Source organism: Nonomuraea sp. K271, assembly GCF_009908215.1.
Classification (GTDB): Bacteria; Actinomycetota; Actinomycetes; order Streptosporangiales; family Streptosporangiaceae; genus Nonomuraea; species Nonomuraea longispora.
In genome coordinates this window covers 1-17,370 of record NZ_JAAAHR010000124.1, presented here as the reverse complement: position 1 = coordinate 17,370, position 17,370 = coordinate 1, and the positions used below count along the sequence as shown (strand labels likewise).

Here is a 17,370-nt window from a genome sequence, read left to right as displayed (position 1 = left end):
AGTTTTGTGGCGATCGACGATCATCTGCGCGAGTGGCTCGGCGTCTGGCCGCCCACGGAAGAACTCCAGGTCACCGGCTCGGCCCGGCGCACCCTGCCCGGCTGGGACGGCCAGATCTACCCGGCGCTCGGCGTACGCACCCCGGAGCGCGGAGTCCTGTCGGTGCCGCCCGAGCATGTGGAGCACGTGGCCGCCGCACGCACGATGGCGGAGGTGCCCAAAATCGTCGGGTACGCCGAACGCGGCTGGTTCGAAGCCGTCTTCCGGTGGAGCACCCGCCCGTCGTCGCTGGAGGACGCCGGGCGGTGGCTGCCCGCAACCGCCCCGGGCGTGCCCGCATGGTTGCACCCCTTCGACGGGGAGGTCCTGGTGGCCACCGACCCCGGCACGGGCGAGCACCTGGCGGGGGTGGGGATCAAACGGCACGACGCGTACGGGCACGAGCTGTCGGTGGTGACGGCCCCGGCGGCGCGCGGACGCGGGCTGGCCAGACGGCTCGTGGCGCAGGCGGCCCGGCGGGTGCTGGACGAAGGGGCGGTGCCGACGTACCTGCACGCCTTCGGCAACGACGCGTCGGCGGCCGTCGCGCAGGCGGCGGGCTTCCCTGCCCGAGGCTGGACGGCCTTCGGCATCGCCGAACGGTAACGCGCCGTAGGCGTCCGGACGGGCGTCCGGACGCCGGCGTGGAGCCGCGCGGGCCAGGCGAGGACGCGCGTACGACGCCGGAACGCACGGACCGGGCGGGAACGAGCGGCGCGAGTGTTCACCCACCGGCGGCCACCGGCCACCGGACACCGAGTCTGCCCGGACGACGAACCCGGTAGCGCCCATCAGGCGGCGGGGCGGGCCCGGGTGCCGGCGAGGTGCTGGCGGACGTTGCGGGCGGCCGTGCGGCCGGCGCGGTTGGCGCCGATCGTGCTGGCGGACGGGCCGTAGCCGACGAGTTGGAGCGCGGGTTCCTTGACCACCTGCGTCCCGTCCACCATGATGCCCCCGCCCTGCTCCCTGAGCCGCAGGGACGCGAGGTGGTCGAGGGCCGAGCGGAAGCCGGTGGCCCAGATGATGGTGTCGGCCTCGAGGGTACGCCCGTCGTCCCAGGCGACACCGTGCTCGGTGATGCGGTCGAACATCGGCAGCCGGTCGAGCGCCCCCTTGGCGAGCGCCTCACGCACGACCGGGGTGTAGGGCAGGCCGGTGACGCCGACGACGCTCTGCGGCGGCAGGCCGGCGCGTACGCGTTCCTCGACCATGGCCACGACCTCCCGCCTGGCGTCCTCGTCGAAGTCGTCCCTGAAGAGGGGCGGGCGGCGGGTGAACCACGCCGTCGTGGCGGCGACCCCGGCCGTCTCCGACAGCACGTGCATCGCCGAGGCGCCGCCGCCCACGACGGCGACGTGCCGGCCGGCGAACTCCCCGGGCCCGCGGTAGCTCACGTAGTGGAGCGCCCGGCCGCGGAAGGCGGCGGCTCCCGGATAGTACGGCCAGTAAGGCCGCGTCCACGTGCCGGTCGCGTTGACCACGGCCCTGGCCGCCCACTCCCCCGCGTCGCCCGAGACCACGAGCCGGTCACCGTGACCGCGGCGTACGGAGGCGACCCTGACCGACCGCAGCACCTCCAGCCCCTGCTCGCGCTCGTAGTCCGCGTAGTAGCCGGGCACGATTTCGGCGGCCGGCCGCCGGCCCGCGTGGTCCGGGGGGCGCCGCAGGCCGGGCAGGTCGAAGATGCCGTGCACCTTGTCCATGGTCAGCGTGGGCGAGCGGTGCCGCCACGCGCCCCCAGGCCCTTCCGCCGCGTCCAGCACGACCGGCTCGAAACCGAGCCGGCGCAGAAAGTACGCGCTGGACAGCCCCGCCTGCCCGGCGCCGATCACCACGACCTCGCTCTCCTCCACGAACAGAGGCAACCATTTCCACGCCCACGATCTTCCCGATGGGGATAGACCTGGTGCGGCCTGCCGTTCGCAGCGTCGGACGGCGACGCCTGGTTGCCGCTCAATCCCCGCGATCCGTCCAGACCCCGGTGCGGGCGGCGTCGTGGACGTAGTCGGTGAAGTCCCTGGGCCCCCGTCCGAGGGCGCGGTGGACGCCGTCGGCGAGGTGGGCCCTGCGGCCGTCGAAGACCTCGGCCATGAGATCTGCCAGCGGTTGGGCGAAACGTTCCGGTGTTCCGTGTTCGGTCAAGGTGGTGGCGAACTGCTGCTTACTGACGGGCACGTAACGGATCGTGCGCCCCGTCCGCCGTGCGATCTCGGCGACCGCGTCGGTGAATGTCAGAAGTCGTGGTCCTGTCACTTCGTAGGTCTCGCCGGTGTGGCCATCTTCGACCAGTGCCGCTGCCGCGACGTCGGCGATGTCTCGGGCGTCCGTGAACGGCTCGGCCACGTCGCCTGCCGGCAGGGCCACCACCCCTGCCCTGATCGCGTCGGTCAAGACGTCCTCGCTGAAGTTCTGGGAGATGAAGCCGGTGCGCACGACGGTCCATTCCGCGCCGCAGGAGCGCACCTCCTGCTCGCAGCGCTCCGCTTCAGGTGCACCGCGGTCCGCCAGCAGTACCAGCCGCCGCACGCCGCAACGCACCGCGAGGTCGGAGAACGCACCGACGGCCTGCGCGGCCCCGGGGAAGCCGGCGTCCGGGTGGTAGGCCACGTACACCGACCGCACACCGTACAGGGCGCGCTCCCAGGTGGTCGGGTCATGCCAGTCGAAAGGCGGTGTACCGCTGCGGGAGCCGATCCTCACCGGCAGATCCCGCGACACCAGCCTGGCCACCACGCGACGTCCGGTCTTACCCGTCCCCGCGAGAACCAGCGTCCTTCCGTGTTGTGTTTGCGCCATGCAGCCAGTACACGCCACCAGGATCAGACAGTGAATAATCAATCCACTCAATTGCGTGCTTGAACGTCTAATCTGGCACCCATGGACGCACTGTCAGGTCTCCTGGTCGGTCCGAGAGCCCGCAGCGCCTTCATCCTGCGTTCCGTCCTGAGCCCTCCCTGGTCGGTGCGGGTCCAGGACCAGGCACCACTGAGTGTCGTGGCCCTCGCACGCGGCACGGCCTGGGTGATCCCCGACGACGGCGACGCGGTGCGCCTGCTTCCCGGGGACATCGCGATCATGCGCGGACCGGCCCCGTACACCTTCGCCGACGAGCCCTCGACGCCCGTTCAGGTCGTCATCCAGCCCGGCCCGCGGCGCACCACCCCCACCGGCGAGCACCTGAGCGAGGTCGTCGACCTCGGCCCGCGCACGTGGGGCACCGGCGACCCCTGCGGGGCGGCTGTGATGCTGATCGGCAAGTACCAGATGAGCGGCGAGATCAGTCACCGGCTTCTTAGCACGCTTCAGCCCCTTATCGTCGTCCCGCACGACGCCCAGCCCTCCTCCCCGCTGATCGGCATGCTCACGGAAGAAGTCACCAAGGAGGAAGCCGGCCAGCAGGTCGTCCTGGACCGACTACTGGATCTTCTGCTTGTCACGACTCTCCGGACATGGTTCGCGCGCCCCGAGGCCGAGGCCCCGGCCTGGTACCGCGCGCTCGCCGATCCCGTGATCGGCCCTACGCTCCGGCTCCTCCACAAGGACCCCGCCCACCCGTGGACCGTGGCCGCGCTGGCAGCCAGAGCCGGTGTCTCCCGCGCAGGTCTGGCTCGCCGGTTCACCGACCTGGTCGGCGAGCCACCGATGGCCTATCTCACCGGCTGGCGGCTGGACACCGCCGCAGACCTGCTCCACGAACCGGACACCACTATCGCCGCAGTGGCCCGCCATGTCGGCTACGCGAGCGCCTCCGCACTGAGCACCGCGTTCAAACGGGAACGCGGGAGCAGCCCTCAGCAGTACCGGCGCAGCCGGGAACCGTGAATGGAGGCTGACCACGCTCGCCGCCGGGCCGGCCGTGGCCTTCAGGCGGGCGCGACGCGGGCCGTGGAGCCCCGGACCACGAGGCCGGTGGCGAGTTCGACGTGGTGGGAGTCGATCTTCTCTCCCGCGGCCAGGCGCAGCGCCGTACGGAGGGCCACCCCGCCCATCTCGCGCAGCGGCTGGCGGACGGTGGTGAGCGGCGGTGAGGCCATCTGGGCGATCTGGGTGTCGTCGAACCCCACGATGCTGAGGTCTTCGGGGATGCGCAGGCCGCGCGCCCGGGCGGCCTCCATGATGCCGAGCGCGGTCTCGTCGCTGGCCGCGAAGATCGCCGTCGGGGCGCGCGGGAGGTCGAGCACGGCCGCGCCGCCCGTCACACCGTCGTGGTAGCGGAAGTGCCCGGCCTGGAGGTAGCCGGGCAGCACGGGTGCGCCTTCGGCCTCCATGGCGGCGCGGTAGCCGTGCAGCCGGGCCTGGTTGCAGGCCGCGGCGGCGGGGCCTCCGACGTAGGCGATGCGCCGGTGGCCGAGCGAGAGGAGGTGCTGGGTGGCGGCCAGGCCGCCGGCGAAGTTCGTCGATCCGATGCTGGTCACGCGGGTGCGCGGCAGGTTGAGCGGGTCGATGAGGACCAGCGGCAGCCGGGCCTTGGCCAGCGCGGCGAGCTGGCCGGTGGTCAGCTCGCTGGTGACCGCGATCAGCGCCCGGCGGCCGGCGGCGACCAGGCCGCGGGCCCAGGCGGCGGTGCGGTCGGCACGCCGGATGCTGACCACGACTCCGACGCCGGCCTCCGCGGCGGCGGCCACGGCTCCCTGGATGATCTCGGTCGAGTAGGCGTTGAGGTCGGCGTCGAACTGCAGCTCGACGCTGCCCAGCCCGGTCACGTCGGCCCGGCGCGGAGTGGGGGCGACGTAGTCGTGCTGCCGCAGCAGCGCCTCCACCAGCGAGCGGGTGGCGGGGGCGACGTCGCTGCGCCCGTTGAGCACTTTCGACACGGTGGCGACCGACACGCCCGCCGAGGCGGCGACGGTCGCGAGCGTCGCCCGCCTAGGACTGGCCGGCATCTCCACCCCCTTGCCCGGCGCCGCCGGTGCCGACGTCAACGGGTGTCACGAGCCGCCGGCCGGGGCCGGGGTGGCGCAGCGGCCCGGTCAGGCGTACGACGCCGCGGCACGGCAGGTCGGCGGCCGAGGTGCCGACGAGCACCTCGATGTCGCCCGGCTCGACGATCCTGCGCAGGTCGCGGCCGGTGAAGGCGGTGCGGTCGGCGTGCACGTGGAAGCGCACGCCGGTGCTCTCCCCCGGCTCCAGCCGCACGCGCGCGAACCCGGCCAGCTGTCGCACCGGTCTGGTCACCTGGGCGACGACGTCGCGCAGGTAGAGCTGGACGACCTCCTCGCCGGCCCGGCCGCCGGTGTTGCGGATGTTCACCGACACCGTGAACTCGCCGTCGGTGGGCACCTCGATGTCGCTGATCACGAGGTCGCCGACCTCGAAGCCGGTGTAGGAGGCGCCGTGGCCGAAGGGGAAGAGCGGGGTCGGGTCGAGGTTGCTGATGCCCTCGCTGTTGGCGCCCAGCGGCGGCTGCAGGTAGGTGCCCGGCTGTCCACCGTGCCCCCGCGGGATCTGCACGGGCAGCCGTCCCACGGGCTGGATCCGTCCTGACAGGACGCCGGCGATCGCCGCCGCGCCCTCCTCACCGGGCATGAACGCCTGGACGAGCGCGGCGGCTGCGGCGTGCACCTCGCCCAGCGCGTACGGGCGGCCCGAGACCACGACCACGACGAGAGGCGTGCCGGCGGCGGCCAGTGCGGCCAGCAGGTCGGCCTGCACGCCGGGCAGCCGCAGGTCGTCGGCGTCGCAGCCCTCGCCCGACGTGCCGTGGCCGAACAGCCCGGCCAGGTCGCCCACGACGGCGACACACAGGTCGGACGCTCGCGCGGCGGCCACCGCGGCGGCGAAGCCAGAGCGGTCGTCGCCGCGCACGTCGCACCCGGGCTCGTGGCGGATCTCGGCGCCGGGCAGCTCCTCGCGCAGCGCGTCGAGCACGGTGGGGGCCTCGATGCCGAGCCCGAGGCCGGGATGGCGGGGCAGGACGTGGTTGGGGAAGGCGTAGCAGCCCATGAACGTACGCGGGTCGTGCGCGGCGGGGCCGACGACGGCGACGCTGCGCGGGCCCTCACGGCCCTCGCCGAGCAGCGGCAGGACGTCCCCGCCGTCCAGCAGGACGATCGAACGCTCGGCCAGCTCCCTGGCCAGGGCGCGGTTGCCGGGCGAGTCGAGGTCGACGCCCTCGGCCGCGGCGACCGAACGTTCGGGGGTCCAGTCGTGGTCGAGCAGGCCGAGCTCCGCCTTCTGGGTGAGCAGGCGGCGGGCGGCCCGGTCGATGACCGGCTCGGGGAGCTCGCCGCTCCTGACCCGCTCGGCCAGGTGCTGGCCGAAGCCGAGCGTGTCGGGCAGCTCGACGTCGATGCCGGCGGTGAGGGCCTGCACGCCGGCCTCGCCCGTGTCGGCGGCCACCTCGTGCATGGTGGCCAGGAACGGGACCGCCCAGTAGTCGGAGACGACGGTGCCGGTGAACCCCCACTCGTCGCGCAGCAGCTCGGTCAGCAGCCAGGAGTCGGCTCCGGCGGGCACGCCGTCGACGTCGGAGTAGGAGTTCATCACCGAGCGGGCGCCGCCGAGCGTGATGGCCGTCTCGAACGGCGGCAGGATCACGTCCATCAGCTCGCGGCGGCCCATCGGCACGGGGCCGTGGTTGCGGGCCGCCCGCGAGGCGGAGTAGCCGGCGAAGTGTTTGAGCGTGGCGATGACGCCGGCGCTCTGGAGACCGCGGACGTAGGCGGTGCCGAGCATCGCGACGAGGTACGGGTCCTCCCCCATCGTCTCCTCGACCCGCCCCCACCGGTAGTCGCGCACGACGTCGAGCACCGGTGACAGGCCCTGGTGCACGCCCAGCGCGGCCATGTCGCGCCCGATGGCCGCGGCCATCCGCTCGACCAGGCCGGGGTCGAAGGTGGCCGCCCAGGCGATGGCCGCGGGGTAGACGGTCGCACCGTAGCTGGTGAAGCCGGTCAGGCATTCCTCGTGGACGATCGCGGGGATGCCGAGCCTGGAGCTTTCGACGACGGCCCGCTGCAGCCGGACCACCTCGGCGGCGCCCTCGGCCGTGGTGACGGGGGCGCTGCCGTGGACGCGGGTCAGATGGCCGAGCCCGTGGCGGACGGCCTCCTCCAGCGGGACGGCGCCGGAGGCGGCGAAGACGTCCTGCATGGGCGCGACGTTCAGGGACTCGGCGCCGGGCTCGGGCTCGTCGGGCTCCGGCATGTCGTTGCCGATCCACCGGCTGCCGAGCTGGCCGATCTTCTCCTCCAGGGTCAGCTCCGCGAGGAGGGCGTCGACTCGGTCGGCGACGGGGAGCGCCGGGTCCTGCCACGGACGGAGGGCCCGGTCCGCCTCAGGGGTCCGATCTAGAGCCGTCATCTGCTGCTCTCCTCAAGAAGTGCGTTTGTGTCGGAGACCTTTCGAAATATTTCGACGATCGCCGACGGTCTTGGCGCGGATTTCCGAAGGCCGGTGGACCAGCGATAGCCCGCGCCAAAGTACTGTACACGTGCCTTGGCCGGACCGTAATCTGTTCGCTCCGTGACGGGTCTTGACACACCTTTGGCCGAAATCTAGATTGGCGAAACCCGCGGTCATGTCGAAAATGTTTCGGAGAGCTGACTCAAGGAGGAGTGGAGCAGTGGCGTCCGCAGGACGCTGATCCACGACCGCCGGCCACCGCATCCGATGACCAACGAGCCGCGGCCAGACACCGCGACGTTCGAGTACGGAGATCCCCGTGGAGCCAAGGACAACGTCTCGCCGCACTTTCCTCAGCCTCTCCATGGGCCTGCCCCTGGGAGCCGCGCTTGCCGCCTGTGGCAGCTCGGGCCCGACCAGGCCCGGCACCCCCAGTGGTGGTGGCGGTGGCGGCGGCGCCACTTATTGGTACCTGTCGACGCAGCCGCAGGAGGGCGTGCGCACCAGAACCGTCGAACGGTTCAACAAGGCGAACCCCAACGGCCAGATCGCGGGGACGACCTTCCAGAACGACGCGTTCAAGACCAAGATCAAGACGGCCATCGGCGCCGGCCAGGCGCCCACGCTGATCTGGGGCTGGGGCGGCGGCACGCTGCGCAGCTACGTCCAGGCGGGCCAGGTCGACGACCTCACCTCGTGGTTCGACGAAAACGCCGCGCTCAAGGACAGGCTGTTCCCCTCCTCCTTCGGCGCCGCCACGATCGACGACAAGATCTACGCGATGCCCTGCGAGACGATGCAGCCGATCGTCCTCTACTACGACAAGCGGGCCTTCGACAAGATCGGCGCGCAGCCGCCCCAGACGTGGGGCGACATCATGGACCTGGTGCCGAAGTTCAACGCCAAGGGCATCGCGCCGTTCGCGCTCGGCGGTCAGTCGCGCTGGACCAACATGATGTGGCTGGAGTTCCTCTTCGACCGCCTGGGCGGCCCGGAGGTGTTCCAGGCCGTGTTCGACGCGGAGAAGGACGCCTGGAGCAACCCGGTCGCCATCGACGCCCTGGGCAAGATGCAGGAGCTGATCAAGGCCGACGGGTTCATCAAGGGCTTCTCCTCGATCACCGCCGACTCGAACGCCGACCAGGCGCTGCTCTACACCGGTAAGGCCGCGATGATGCTGCACGGCGGCTGGACGTACGGCAGCATGAAGCAGGACGGCGGCGACTTCGTCTCCGGCGGCAACCTCGGCTACATCAACTTCCCGCCGATCGACGGCGGCAAGGGCGACCCGAGCAACACCGTCGGCAACCCCGGCCAGTACATGTCGATCTCCTCCAAGGCGACACCCGAGCAGAAGGAGATCGCCAAGAAGTTCTTCGCCACCGAGCTGATGGGCGACCAGGCGGTCAAGGAGTGGGTCGCGACCGGCGCGGTGCCGATCGTCAAGGGCGCCGACAAGGAGTTCGCCTCCTCCGACGACGCCGAGTTCCTCAACTTCGTCTACAACATCGCCGTCAACGCCAAGACGTTCGCGCAGTCGTGGGACCAGGCGCTCAGCCCGACGGCCGCCGAGGTGCTGCTGGACAACATCGCCAAGTTGTTCCAGCTTTCGATCTCCCCCAAGGAGTTCGCCACCAACATGAACGCGGTCATCGGCAAGTGAGCGCGCTCGCGACCTCCGCCACGGCCCCCAAGCGAAGGGGCCGTGGCGGCTCGCTCGCGTGGATGGCCGTGCCCGCGCTGGTGTTCTTCACCGGGTTCGGGCTGGTCCCGTTGCTCGGCGTTCTCGTGCTCAGCTTCACCGCGTGGGACGGACTTGGCGACATCCACTTCGCGGGCGTCGACAGCTGGACGACCGTGCTCGCCGACCCTGGGCTGCCGCACGCGCTGTGGGTGACGTTCCTCGTGATGGCCCTGTCCTGGGCGGTGCAGACGCCGGCCAGCATCCTGCTCGGCACGTTCCTCGCCAACCACCACCGCTACCGCGCGATCCTGTCCGTGGTGTACTTCATCCCGCTGCTGCTCAGCTCCGCGGCCATCGCCATCGCCTACAAGGCGCTGCTCGACCCGAACTTCGGGCTCGGCGCAGGGCTGCAGATCCCGCTGCTAGTGCAGGACTGGCTCGGGGATCCGTACCTCGCGTTCGGCGTGGTGATCTTCGTGGTGTCCTGGCAGTTCATCCCGTTCCACTCCCTGATCTACCAGGGCGGCGTACGCCAGATCCCGCGCTCGATGTACGAGGCCGCCGAGCTCGACGGCGCCGGCCGGGTGCGCAGGTTCTTCAGCATCACCCTGCCGCAGCTGAAGTACACGATCATCACGTCCTCGACGCTCATGGTCGTCGGGTCGCTGACCTTCTTCGACCTGATCTTCGTGCTGACCGCGGGCGGGCCGGGAGACGCCACGAGGGTGCTCGCCCTGGACATGTACGTGCGCGGGTGGCAGGCCAGCCAGATGGGCCTGGCCAGTGTGATCGCGGTCATCCTCGTGCTCGTGGGGCTCGTGCTGGCGCTGGTGCTGCGCCGGCTCGGCGGCCGCGACACGAGCCACAGCCAGCTCGAAGGGGCCTAGACCATGGCGTCCACGCTCACCACGAAGCCCGAGGTCATGGAGGGCGGGCCCCAGCCGCGGCACCGGCGCCGCAACCGGCCCAGGGGCCGGCCCAACTGGCTGGCGGGCCTGGCCTCCTGGATCTGGCTGGCGGTCGTGATCGTGCCGATCTACTGGATCGTCATCACCAGCTTCAAGTCGCAGAGCAGGTATTACGCCGAGAACCCGCTCGTGCCGCCCGGCGAGCCGACGCTGGCCAACTATGTGATGGTCATCGAGTCGGACTTCCCGCTGTACTTCGTCAACAGCGTCGTCGTCACGCTGGGCGCGGTCATTCCCGCGGTGCTCATCTCCTTCATGGCGTCGTACGCGATCATCCGGACCGGCAAGCGGAGCCGGTTCCTGCGGTTGTCGAACTCGCTCTTCCTCATGGGGCTGGCCATCCCGCTGCAGGCCACGATCATCCCCGTCTACCTGATCATCATCCGGCTGCACCTCTACGACTCGCTGCTGGGGATGATCCTGCCGTCGATCGCGTTCGCGATCCCCCTGTCGGTGCTGGTGTTGTCGAACTTCATCCGCGACGTGCCCAAGGAGCTGTTCGACTCGATGCGCCTCGACGGCGCGACCGAGACGGCGATGCTCTGGCGGCTGGCGTTCCCGCTGACGCGGCCGGCCGTGGTGACGGTGACGGTCTACAACGCGCTGACGATCTGGAACGGGTTCCTGCTGCCGCTGGTCCTCACGCAGAGCCCCGACAAGCGCACGCTGCCGCTGGCGCTCTGGTCGTTCCAGGGGCAGTACAGTGTCAACGTGCCGGCGGTGCTCGCGTCGGTGGTGCTCACCACGCTGCCCATCCTGATCCTCTACATCGTGGGCCGCCGCCAGCTGCTCAGCGGCCTGACCGTGGGCTTCGGCAAGTGAGGCCACGCCGCAGCACCGCCTCGTGCCGCGTCAGGTGGGCGAGGTCGCACTCGTAGTAGACGTCGTCGCCGCGGGCGACGTGGCCGGCGAAGGCCTCGTCGCCCGCGGCCGCCCGCTCGTGCATGTGGCGGACCAGATGCTCCAGCCGGGCCCGCGCCGTCTCGACGAGCGCGGCGCGGTCCTCCTCGCCCAGCCCGTACGCGCCGGCGAACAGGCCGAGCCGCCGGGCCTGCTCCCCGACCGGGCGGCCGTCGGCGTGCCGGGGGTCGGTCAGCGGCACGAACCGGTAGGCGGCGTACGCCACGTCCCAGACGCGCGGGCCCGGGTGGGCGGTGTCGAAGTCGATGAACGCGACCGGCAGCCCCTCGCGGAACACGCAGTTGTACGTGGCCACGTCGCCGTGGCAGATCACCTCGGCCGGGCTCACCGCCGGGAAATACCACTCGGCGCCGGGAGGAGCCTCGAAATCCGCGGTGGCGTCGTGGTAGCGGCGCAGCAGCTCACCGGCGGCGACCAGCGCGTCGTCGGACCGCGCCCAGCCGGGCAGCGGATAGTCGGCCGTCGGGCCCGGCACGAAATCGAGGATCTCGCGGCCCTGCTCGTCGATACCGTGGCTTCTCGGCGCCCCGGCGAACCTGCGGGCCGCCAGATGGCCGAGCAGGGCGTGCACGGCCGGCGTCCAGGGGCCGGCCGGCCTGCGCACGGTGTCGCCGACCCTGACCACGTGGTTGACGCCGCCTCCTGCCAGCACCTCTTCGTCGGCCACCGCACCCCCTGATCACCACCGGCCCGGCGCCCAGTGTGGCACGCGGCGCGCATACCGGGCACGCGAATATCCGGCCTACGCTGCTCACACACAACTCCCAGGCAGAGGGGATACAACAGCCCGCATGGACGCACCGAGCCCCCGCCCCGCCGGCGACCCCGTGGTCCTGGTGGTCGACGACGAGCCCAACATCCGTGAACTGCTCCAGGACGCCCTGGAGTTGAACGGCTTCGCCGTGCGTACGGCCGCCTCGGGCACGCAGGCGCTGGTGCGCGTCGGGGAGGAGCGTCCCGACCTGATCGTGCTGGACGTGATGCTGCCCGATCTCAACGGGTTCGCGGTGGCCCAGAGGCTGCGTCCGGACGGCGGCGGGCCGCCGGTGTTGTTCCTGACGGCGCGCGACACGGTGGCCGACCGGATCGCAGGGCTGACGGCGGGCGGCGACGACTACGTCACCAAGCCGTTCAGCCTGGAGGAGGTGGTGCTGCGCATCCGCGCCATTCTGCGCCGTACGAGTCCTCGCGAGCAGGCGCACGACGACGGGCTGCTCCGCTACGCCGACCTGGAGCTGGACGAGGAGACCCATGTCGTACGGCGGGCCGGGCGGCACGTGCACCTGTCGCCGACGGAGTTCGCCCTGCTGCGCTACCTGATGATCAACGCGGAGCGGGTCGTCAGCAAGCCGCAGATCCTCGACCGGGTGTGGGACCACGGTTTCGGCACCGACAGCCGGATCGTGGAGTCCTACATCAGCTACCTGCGCCGCAAGATCGACGTGGTGGGCCCGCCGCTGATCCACACGTTGCGCGGCGTCGGCTACTCGCTGCGCGACCAGAGCCTGCTGGACCGCGGCCGATGAGGCCGATCGCGCGGGCCTGGCCGCTGCGCCACCGGCTGCTGGCCGCCCTGCTCGGGTTGTCGGCGGCGGCGCTGGCGGTGTTCGCGACGGCGGGGGTGATCCTGCTCGACCGCTCGCTGCTGTCCCGGGTGGACACGCAGCTCACCGCCTTCGCGGCGACGCTGGGCAGGGGACGGCCGCCGCCCCCTCTCGTGCGGCCGCCGCGCAGGGGCGAGGTGGAGCTGCCCAGCCAGTACCGGGTGGACTTTTACCTGCCGTCGGGAGCGTCCGTCCGCGCGGGCCCTCGCCCCGACGACGGACCGGACGTCCCCGCGGCCACCATCGCCGCCCTCCCGCCGCGCCCTTTCACCGTGCCCGGCAGGTCGGGGGGCACCGACTGGCGCGCGCTCGTGGTAGCCCTCCCCGACGGCAACCGCGCGGTGGTGTCGATGTCGCTGGAGGCGGCCAGGAGCACCGTGCGGGAGCTGCTGGTCATCGAGGTGGCGGCGGGCGCGCTGGTGCTGGTGCTCCTGGGCGCGGTGGCGCTGGCCGTCGTACGGCTCGGACTGCGCCCGCTGACCCGGATGGAACGCACCGCCACCGCGATCGCGGGCGGCGAACTCGACCGGCGGGTAGCCGACAGCGACCCGCGCACGGAGACCGGGCGGCTGGGGCACGCGCTCAACATCATGCTCGGGCGTCTCGGCGAGGCCCTGCGCCAGCGCGAACGCTCGGAGCAGCGGCTGCGCCACTTCCTCGCCGACGCCTCGCACGAGCTGCGCACGCCGCTGACGTCCATCCGGGGCTTCGCCGAGCTGTACCGGCACGGTGACCGCGAGCCGGATCCCGCCGTGGCCCGCATCCTGAGCCGCATCGAGGGTGAGGCCGAGCGGATGGGCGTGCTGGTGGAGGACCTGCTGCTGCTGGCACGGCTGGACCAGGAACGGGCGCTCGACCTGACGGAGGTCGACCTGCACGTCGTCGTGGGCGACGTGGTGCACGGTGCGCGGGCCCGCGCACCGGGACGGCCGATCGAGCTGGTCCTGGACGAGCGGCCGGTACGGGTGACGGGCGACGAGCACCGCCTGCACCAGGTGGTCGCCAACCTGGTCGGCAACGCCGTGGCCCACACCCCGGCGGGCACGGCGGTCCGGGTGACCGTCGGCGAGACCGGAAGCGGCACCACGAACGCGGCCCCGTGGGCCGGGAGCGGGACGATGGGCGCAGGCACGGAGGCGGGCGCGGGCGCGGAAGCCCGGAGCGGGACGTCGGACGCGGGCGCGTGGGCCGGGGCCCGGGTGAGCGGGGCGGCGGCGGTCATCGAGGTGCGCGACGCCGGGCCGGGCATCGCGGCGGAACATCTGCCGCACGTCTTCGACCGCTTCTACCGGGCCGACGCCGCCCGCTCCCGCGACAGCGGCGGCACCGGCCTGGGGCTGGCCATCGCGGCTGCGCTGGTCGAGGCGCACGGCGGCCGCATCGAGGCCCGCAGCGGCGACGGCACCACCTTCCGCGTCATCCTGCCGGTCCAGGGGCCGGAGGGCGTCTGACGCGGGCCACGGCACGCGTGTTCACCGCCCGGTGCGACGGGGTTCACACACTATTCCCAGGTTGTTGCTGTCCCCTATGGGCTGACACGAAGGGAGAGACATGCTGCGAAGATTCCGCAGGCGCCCCGTCCCCGTACGCCGGCCCGAGGTCCCGGCAGCCGTTGCCCCCGGCGAGGCCGGACACGCGCTGCGCGCCCCCAGCAAGCTGCACGCCTTCAACAGGTACGAGATCAAGTATCTCGTCGATGCCGCCGTCGCCCGCGAGTTGCGCGACGAGATGGACGCCGTGCTCGACCGCGACCACCACAGCGGCGACGGAGGCTACGGCGTCTGGAGCGTCTATTACGACACCCGCCGGCTGCGCTTCTACTGGGAGAAGATCGAGGGCCTCAGGTTCCGCAGGAAGCTGCGCATCCGCCATTACGGCGACCGTTTCGCAGTGACCGGCGAGACCCCGGTCCATGTCGAGATCAAGCAGCGGGTCAACCGGGTCACGCAGAAGCGCCGGGTGCGCCTGCCGTACCGGGAGGCCCTGCGCCTGTGTGACGGGCGGGAGCAGGTGGGACACGAGCCGTCCGAGCGGGGCTTCGTGGAGGAGGTGCTCGACCTGGTCAGCCGGCTCGACCTGCGCGCCACCGCGATGACCGGCTACCAGCGGCACGCCTACGTCGGGCGGGGCGCGGACGTGGGCCTGCGGGTCACCTTCGACCAGCGCGTACGCGGCCGCGACCGGGACTTCCACCTGGGCGCGAACGCCGCGAACCGGTTCATCGTCCCGCCCGGGAAAGCGATCATGGAGGTCAAGGCGAACGAGCGCGTCCCCTCCTGGCTCACCGACCTGACCGCCGAGCGGAACCTGCAGGTGGTGCGGCTCTCGAAGTACTGCCAGAGCGTGGAGGCGCACGGGCTCGCGCCACGCTCGATCTTCCACATCCCCGGCCACGACCTGGACCCCGGACTCTCGTCGGCCCTGACCGCCCGCGTGGAGGCATGACCCATGGACTTCTCCTTCCAGGACCTGTCCGGCACGTTCAGCGTGGCCGACATCGCGATCGCGATGTCGCTGTCGTTCGTGCTCAGCGCCATGATCGGCTGGGTGTACCGGGCGACGCACCGCAACGTCTCCTACAGCCAGTCCTACGTCCAGACGCTCGTGATCCTCGGCATGCTGATCTCGCTGATCATGCTGGTCGTCGGCTCGAACATCGCCCGCGCCTTCGCCCTGGTGGGCGCCCTGTCGGTGGTACGGTTCCGCAACGCCATCAAGGAGACCAGGGACGTCGGGTTCATCTTCCTGGTGATGGGGGTCGGCATGGCCGTCGGCACCCGCTTCTACCTGCTGGCCGTGGTGGCCGCCGTGGCGATCTCACTGATCATCATGATCATGAACAGGTTCAACTGGTTCCAGCTGAACGTGCGCCGCCAGGTCGTCAAGGTGCAGGTGCCGTCGGACGAGGACTACACGCACGCCGTCCAGGACGTTCTCGTCCGGCACACCGACGAGTTCGAGCTGGTCAGCATGGAGTCGATCAGGGCGGGCGCGCTGACCGAACTGATGTACACCGTCCGGATCAAGAAGGGCAGTGAGCCCGCCGACCTCATCGCCGGGCTGCGGGAGCGCAACCACGGCCAGTCGGTCACCGTACTCACCGGCTACGACCAGAGCGACCTGTAGCCGTGGCCCGCCTCAGACACCGCATCCCCGTCAGGCTCCGGCACCACTGGAGGCTCGTGGCGGCGTGCGTGGCGTTCCTGGCCGCCTGTTACGGCGTCCTCGGCAGCGGCACCGTCCGCCCGTACGTCACCAGCGTGCGGACCGCCTCGGCCGGCGTCGCGGTCCGGGACCTCGCCGGGTCCAAGGAACTGTTCGACGCCGCCGCGCTGCACGACGTCGCGCTCACCTTCCGGGACGAGAGCTACCAGGACATGCTGGCGGAGTACTTCAAAGACGGCGACAAGAAGTACGTCGAGGCCGACCTGACCATCGACGGGACCATGATCCCGAGCGTGGGCATCCGGCTCAAGGGCAACTCGACCCTGCACGGGCTGACGTGGAAGGGGCAGACCCGGCCCCGCGCCACGTCCGGCCGCGGGAACCCGCCGGAGGGTTTCCGCCCGCCCGGCGGCGAGCCCCCCGAGGGTGTCAAGCCGCCGCAGGACGGACGCCGGCGTGGCGGGCGCGACGCGGCGTTGAAGGCCGAGGAGCCGGAGAACCTGCCGTGGCTGATCAGCTTCGACGAGTTCGTCGAGGGCCGCCGCTACCAGGGCCACTCCCAGCTGGCCGTGCGTCCCGCCATGGGGTCGGCGGCCGTGCTCAACGAGGCCGTGGCGATCGCCCTGGTCGACGCGGCCGGCGAGCCCTCCCAGCGGTCGGCCTACACCTCCTTCTCCGTCAACGGCCGGCGCTCGGCTCCCCGCCTCCTCGTCGAGTATCTGGACGAGGGGTACGCCGAGCGGCTCGGCGACGGCGTGCTCTACAAGTCGCTCGCCTCGGGGAGCTTCACCTACCAGGGCGAGGACCAGACCGCGTACGCCGACGACTTCAAGCAGGTCAACCAGGTGGGCCGGCGCGACCTGCAACCGGTCATCGACCTGGTCAGGTGGGTGGAGCAGGCCTCGGACGAGGAGTTCGCGTCAGGGCTGGCCGAGCGGCTGGACGTCGTGTCGTTCGCCCGCTACGCGGCCCTGCAGAACATCCTGCTGAACCACGACGACATGGCGGGCCCCGGCAACAACTACTACCTCTGGTACGACCTGGGCACGGAGCGGTTCAGGGTGATCAGCTGGGACATGAACCTCGCGCTGAGAGGGGACGCCACAACCGGCCCCCACGACGTCGTCGGCATGAGGCGCCCCGGCGACCGCGCCGCCCGGCCGGGGGCGGGCGAGCGGCCAGAACAGCAAGGCCGCCCGCCGGACACGCGGGGTGCCGGCGGGCCGCGCGGCGGCCACGCGCTGAAGGAGAGGTTCCTCAAGGACGCCGGTTTCCAGGAGCTCTACGAGCGGGAGCACGCGGCCCTCACCCGCGACCTGCTGGCCGGCGGCACCGCCACAGCCCTGCTGGACCAGGCGCTCAAGGCGTACGGACTGAATGCGGGCGCCGACCGGGCCAAGGCGGCCGAGGAGGCGGCCGGCCTGCGCGCCACGCTGGAGACCCGCGCCGAGTCGCTCGCGGGCTGATCAGCGGCGGGAGCGGAACGCCACGGCCGTCGTCGAGGTGATGGCGGTCACCAGCACGACGGTGAGCAGGACACCGCCCAGGGGGTTGCCGCGGCGGCCCGGCAGCGGGAGGGGACGCCGCGCACCGGCCCGCACCGACGCGGACGGCGTGGGGCTGGGCGAAGGGGTGGGGGTGAGCG

General features: G+C 71.6%; 15 protein-coding genes. 10 read left to right on the top strand and 5 right to left on the bottom strand.

All coding sequences use genetic code 11. From position 1 onward, the window contains the following. Positions 1 to 6: 6 nt before the first annotated feature. Positions 7 to 645 (top strand): GNAT family N-acetyltransferase, encoded by a 639-nt coding sequence (locus GUY59_RS32930; RefSeq protein WP_252375109.1) that lies wholly within the window; start codon positions 7 to 9, stop codon positions 643 to 645. 185 nt (positions 646 to 830) lie between these two features. Here the strand turns inward: GUY59_RS32930 and GUY59_RS32925 are convergent, their stop codons facing one another. Together GUY59_RS32925 and GUY59_RS32920 are read right to left on the bottom strand one after the other, a co-directional pair. Beyond that, the gene (locus GUY59_RS32925; protein WP_201761630.1) at positions 831 to 1,904 is read right to left on the bottom strand and encodes an FAD-dependent oxidoreductase; all 1,074 of its coding nucleotides are present in this window, start codon (positions 1,902 to 1,904) and stop codon (positions 831 to 833) included. Between the two features lie 88 nt (positions 1,905 to 1,992). Continuing rightward, a complete protein-coding gene (locus GUY59_RS32920) occupies positions 1,993 to 2,835 on the bottom strand; it encodes an NmrA family NAD(P)-binding protein (protein WP_138204640.1) in 843 nt (280 codons plus the stop codon). A gap of 81 nt (positions 2,836 to 2,916) precedes the next feature. On the opposite strand from GUY59_RS32920, the gene GUY59_RS32915 reads away from it, so the two are divergent. Further along, positions 2,917 to 3,861: an AraC family transcriptional regulator gene (locus tag GUY59_RS32915; protein ID WP_138204638.1), complete on the top strand. Its 945-nt coding sequence runs from the start codon at positions 2,917 to 2,919 to the stop codon at positions 3,859 to 3,861. Positions 3,862 to 3,902: 41 nt separating this feature from the next. On the opposite strand, the gene GUY59_RS32910 is transcribed toward GUY59_RS32915, so the two are convergent. Further along, positions 3,903 to 4,922, bottom strand: coding sequence for a LacI family DNA-binding transcriptional regulator (locus GUY59_RS32910; RefSeq protein ID WP_138204636.1), 1,020 nt, complete (start codon positions 4,920 to 4,922; stop codon positions 3,903 to 3,905). After that, a complete protein-coding gene (locus GUY59_RS32905) occupies positions 4,906 to 7,341 on the bottom strand; it encodes a glycoside hydrolase family 3 N-terminal domain-containing protein (protein ID WP_138204634.1) in 2,436 nt (811 codons plus the stop codon). Before GUY59_RS32905 ends, GUY59_RS32910 begins: the two co-directional genes overlap by 17 nt. Positions 7,342 to 7,747: 406 nt before the next feature. Between GUY59_RS32905 and GUY59_RS32900 the strand changes: the two genes are divergently transcribed. From GUY59_RS32900 to GUY59_RS32890, 3 genes are all read left to right on the top strand, one after another. Further along, a complete protein-coding gene (locus GUY59_RS32900; protein WP_138204631.1) occupies positions 7,748 to 9,046 on the top strand; it encodes an extracellular solute-binding protein in 1,299 nt (432 codons plus the stop codon). 62 nt (positions 9,047 to 9,108) lie between these two features. Continuing rightward, a complete protein-coding gene (locus GUY59_RS32895; RefSeq protein ID WP_138204657.1) occupies positions 9,109 to 9,954 on the top strand; it encodes a carbohydrate ABC transporter permease in 846 nt (281 codons plus the stop codon). A 3-nt stretch (positions 9,955 to 9,957) separates the two neighbouring features. Continuing rightward, positions 9,958 to 10,857 (top strand): carbohydrate ABC transporter permease, encoded by a 900-nt coding sequence (locus tag GUY59_RS32890; RefSeq protein ID WP_138204629.1) that lies wholly within the window; start codon positions 9,958 to 9,960, stop codon positions 10,855 to 10,857. On the opposite strand, the gene GUY59_RS32885 is transcribed toward GUY59_RS32890, so the two are convergent. After that, positions 10,826 to 11,623, bottom strand: a complete 798-nt coding sequence (locus GUY59_RS32885) for a phosphotransferase (protein ID WP_138204627.1) — start codon at positions 11,621 to 11,623, stop codon at positions 10,826 to 10,828. The genes GUY59_RS32890 and GUY59_RS32885 overlap by 32 nt on opposite strands. Before the next feature lie 124 nt (positions 11,624 to 11,747). On the opposite strand from GUY59_RS32885, the gene GUY59_RS32880 reads away from it, so the two are divergent. The 5 genes from GUY59_RS32880 (at position 11,748) to GUY59_RS32860 (ending at position 17,191) form a co-directional block, all read left to right on the top strand. Then, entirely contained in the window at positions 11,748 to 12,482 is a 735-nt protein-coding gene (locus tag GUY59_RS32880) for a response regulator transcription factor (RefSeq protein WP_138204625.1), read from the top strand. Next, a complete protein-coding gene (locus GUY59_RS49205) occupies positions 12,479 to 14,011 on the top strand; it encodes a sensor histidine kinase (protein WP_138204623.1) in 1,533 nt (510 codons plus the stop codon). The genes GUY59_RS32880 and GUY59_RS49205 overlap by 4 nt, the downstream gene beginning before the upstream one ends. Positions 14,012 to 14,111: 100 nt before the next feature. Beyond that, positions 14,112 to 15,005, top strand: coding sequence for a polyphosphate polymerase domain-containing protein (locus GUY59_RS32870; RefSeq protein WP_138204621.1), 894 nt, complete (start codon positions 14,112 to 14,114; stop codon positions 15,003 to 15,005). 3 nt (positions 15,006 to 15,008) lie between these two features. Further along, the gene (locus tag GUY59_RS32865; protein ID WP_132335867.1) at positions 15,009 to 15,686 is read left to right on the top strand and encodes a DUF4956 domain-containing protein; all 678 of its coding nucleotides are present in this window, start codon (positions 15,009 to 15,011) and stop codon (positions 15,684 to 15,686) included. Between the two features lie 2 nt (positions 15,687 to 15,688). After that, a complete protein-coding gene (locus GUY59_RS32860; protein ID WP_138204619.1) occupies positions 15,689 to 17,191 on the top strand; it encodes a CotH kinase family protein in 1,503 nt (500 codons plus the stop codon). The last annotated feature ends 179 nt before the right edge of the window (positions 17,192 to 17,370 follow it).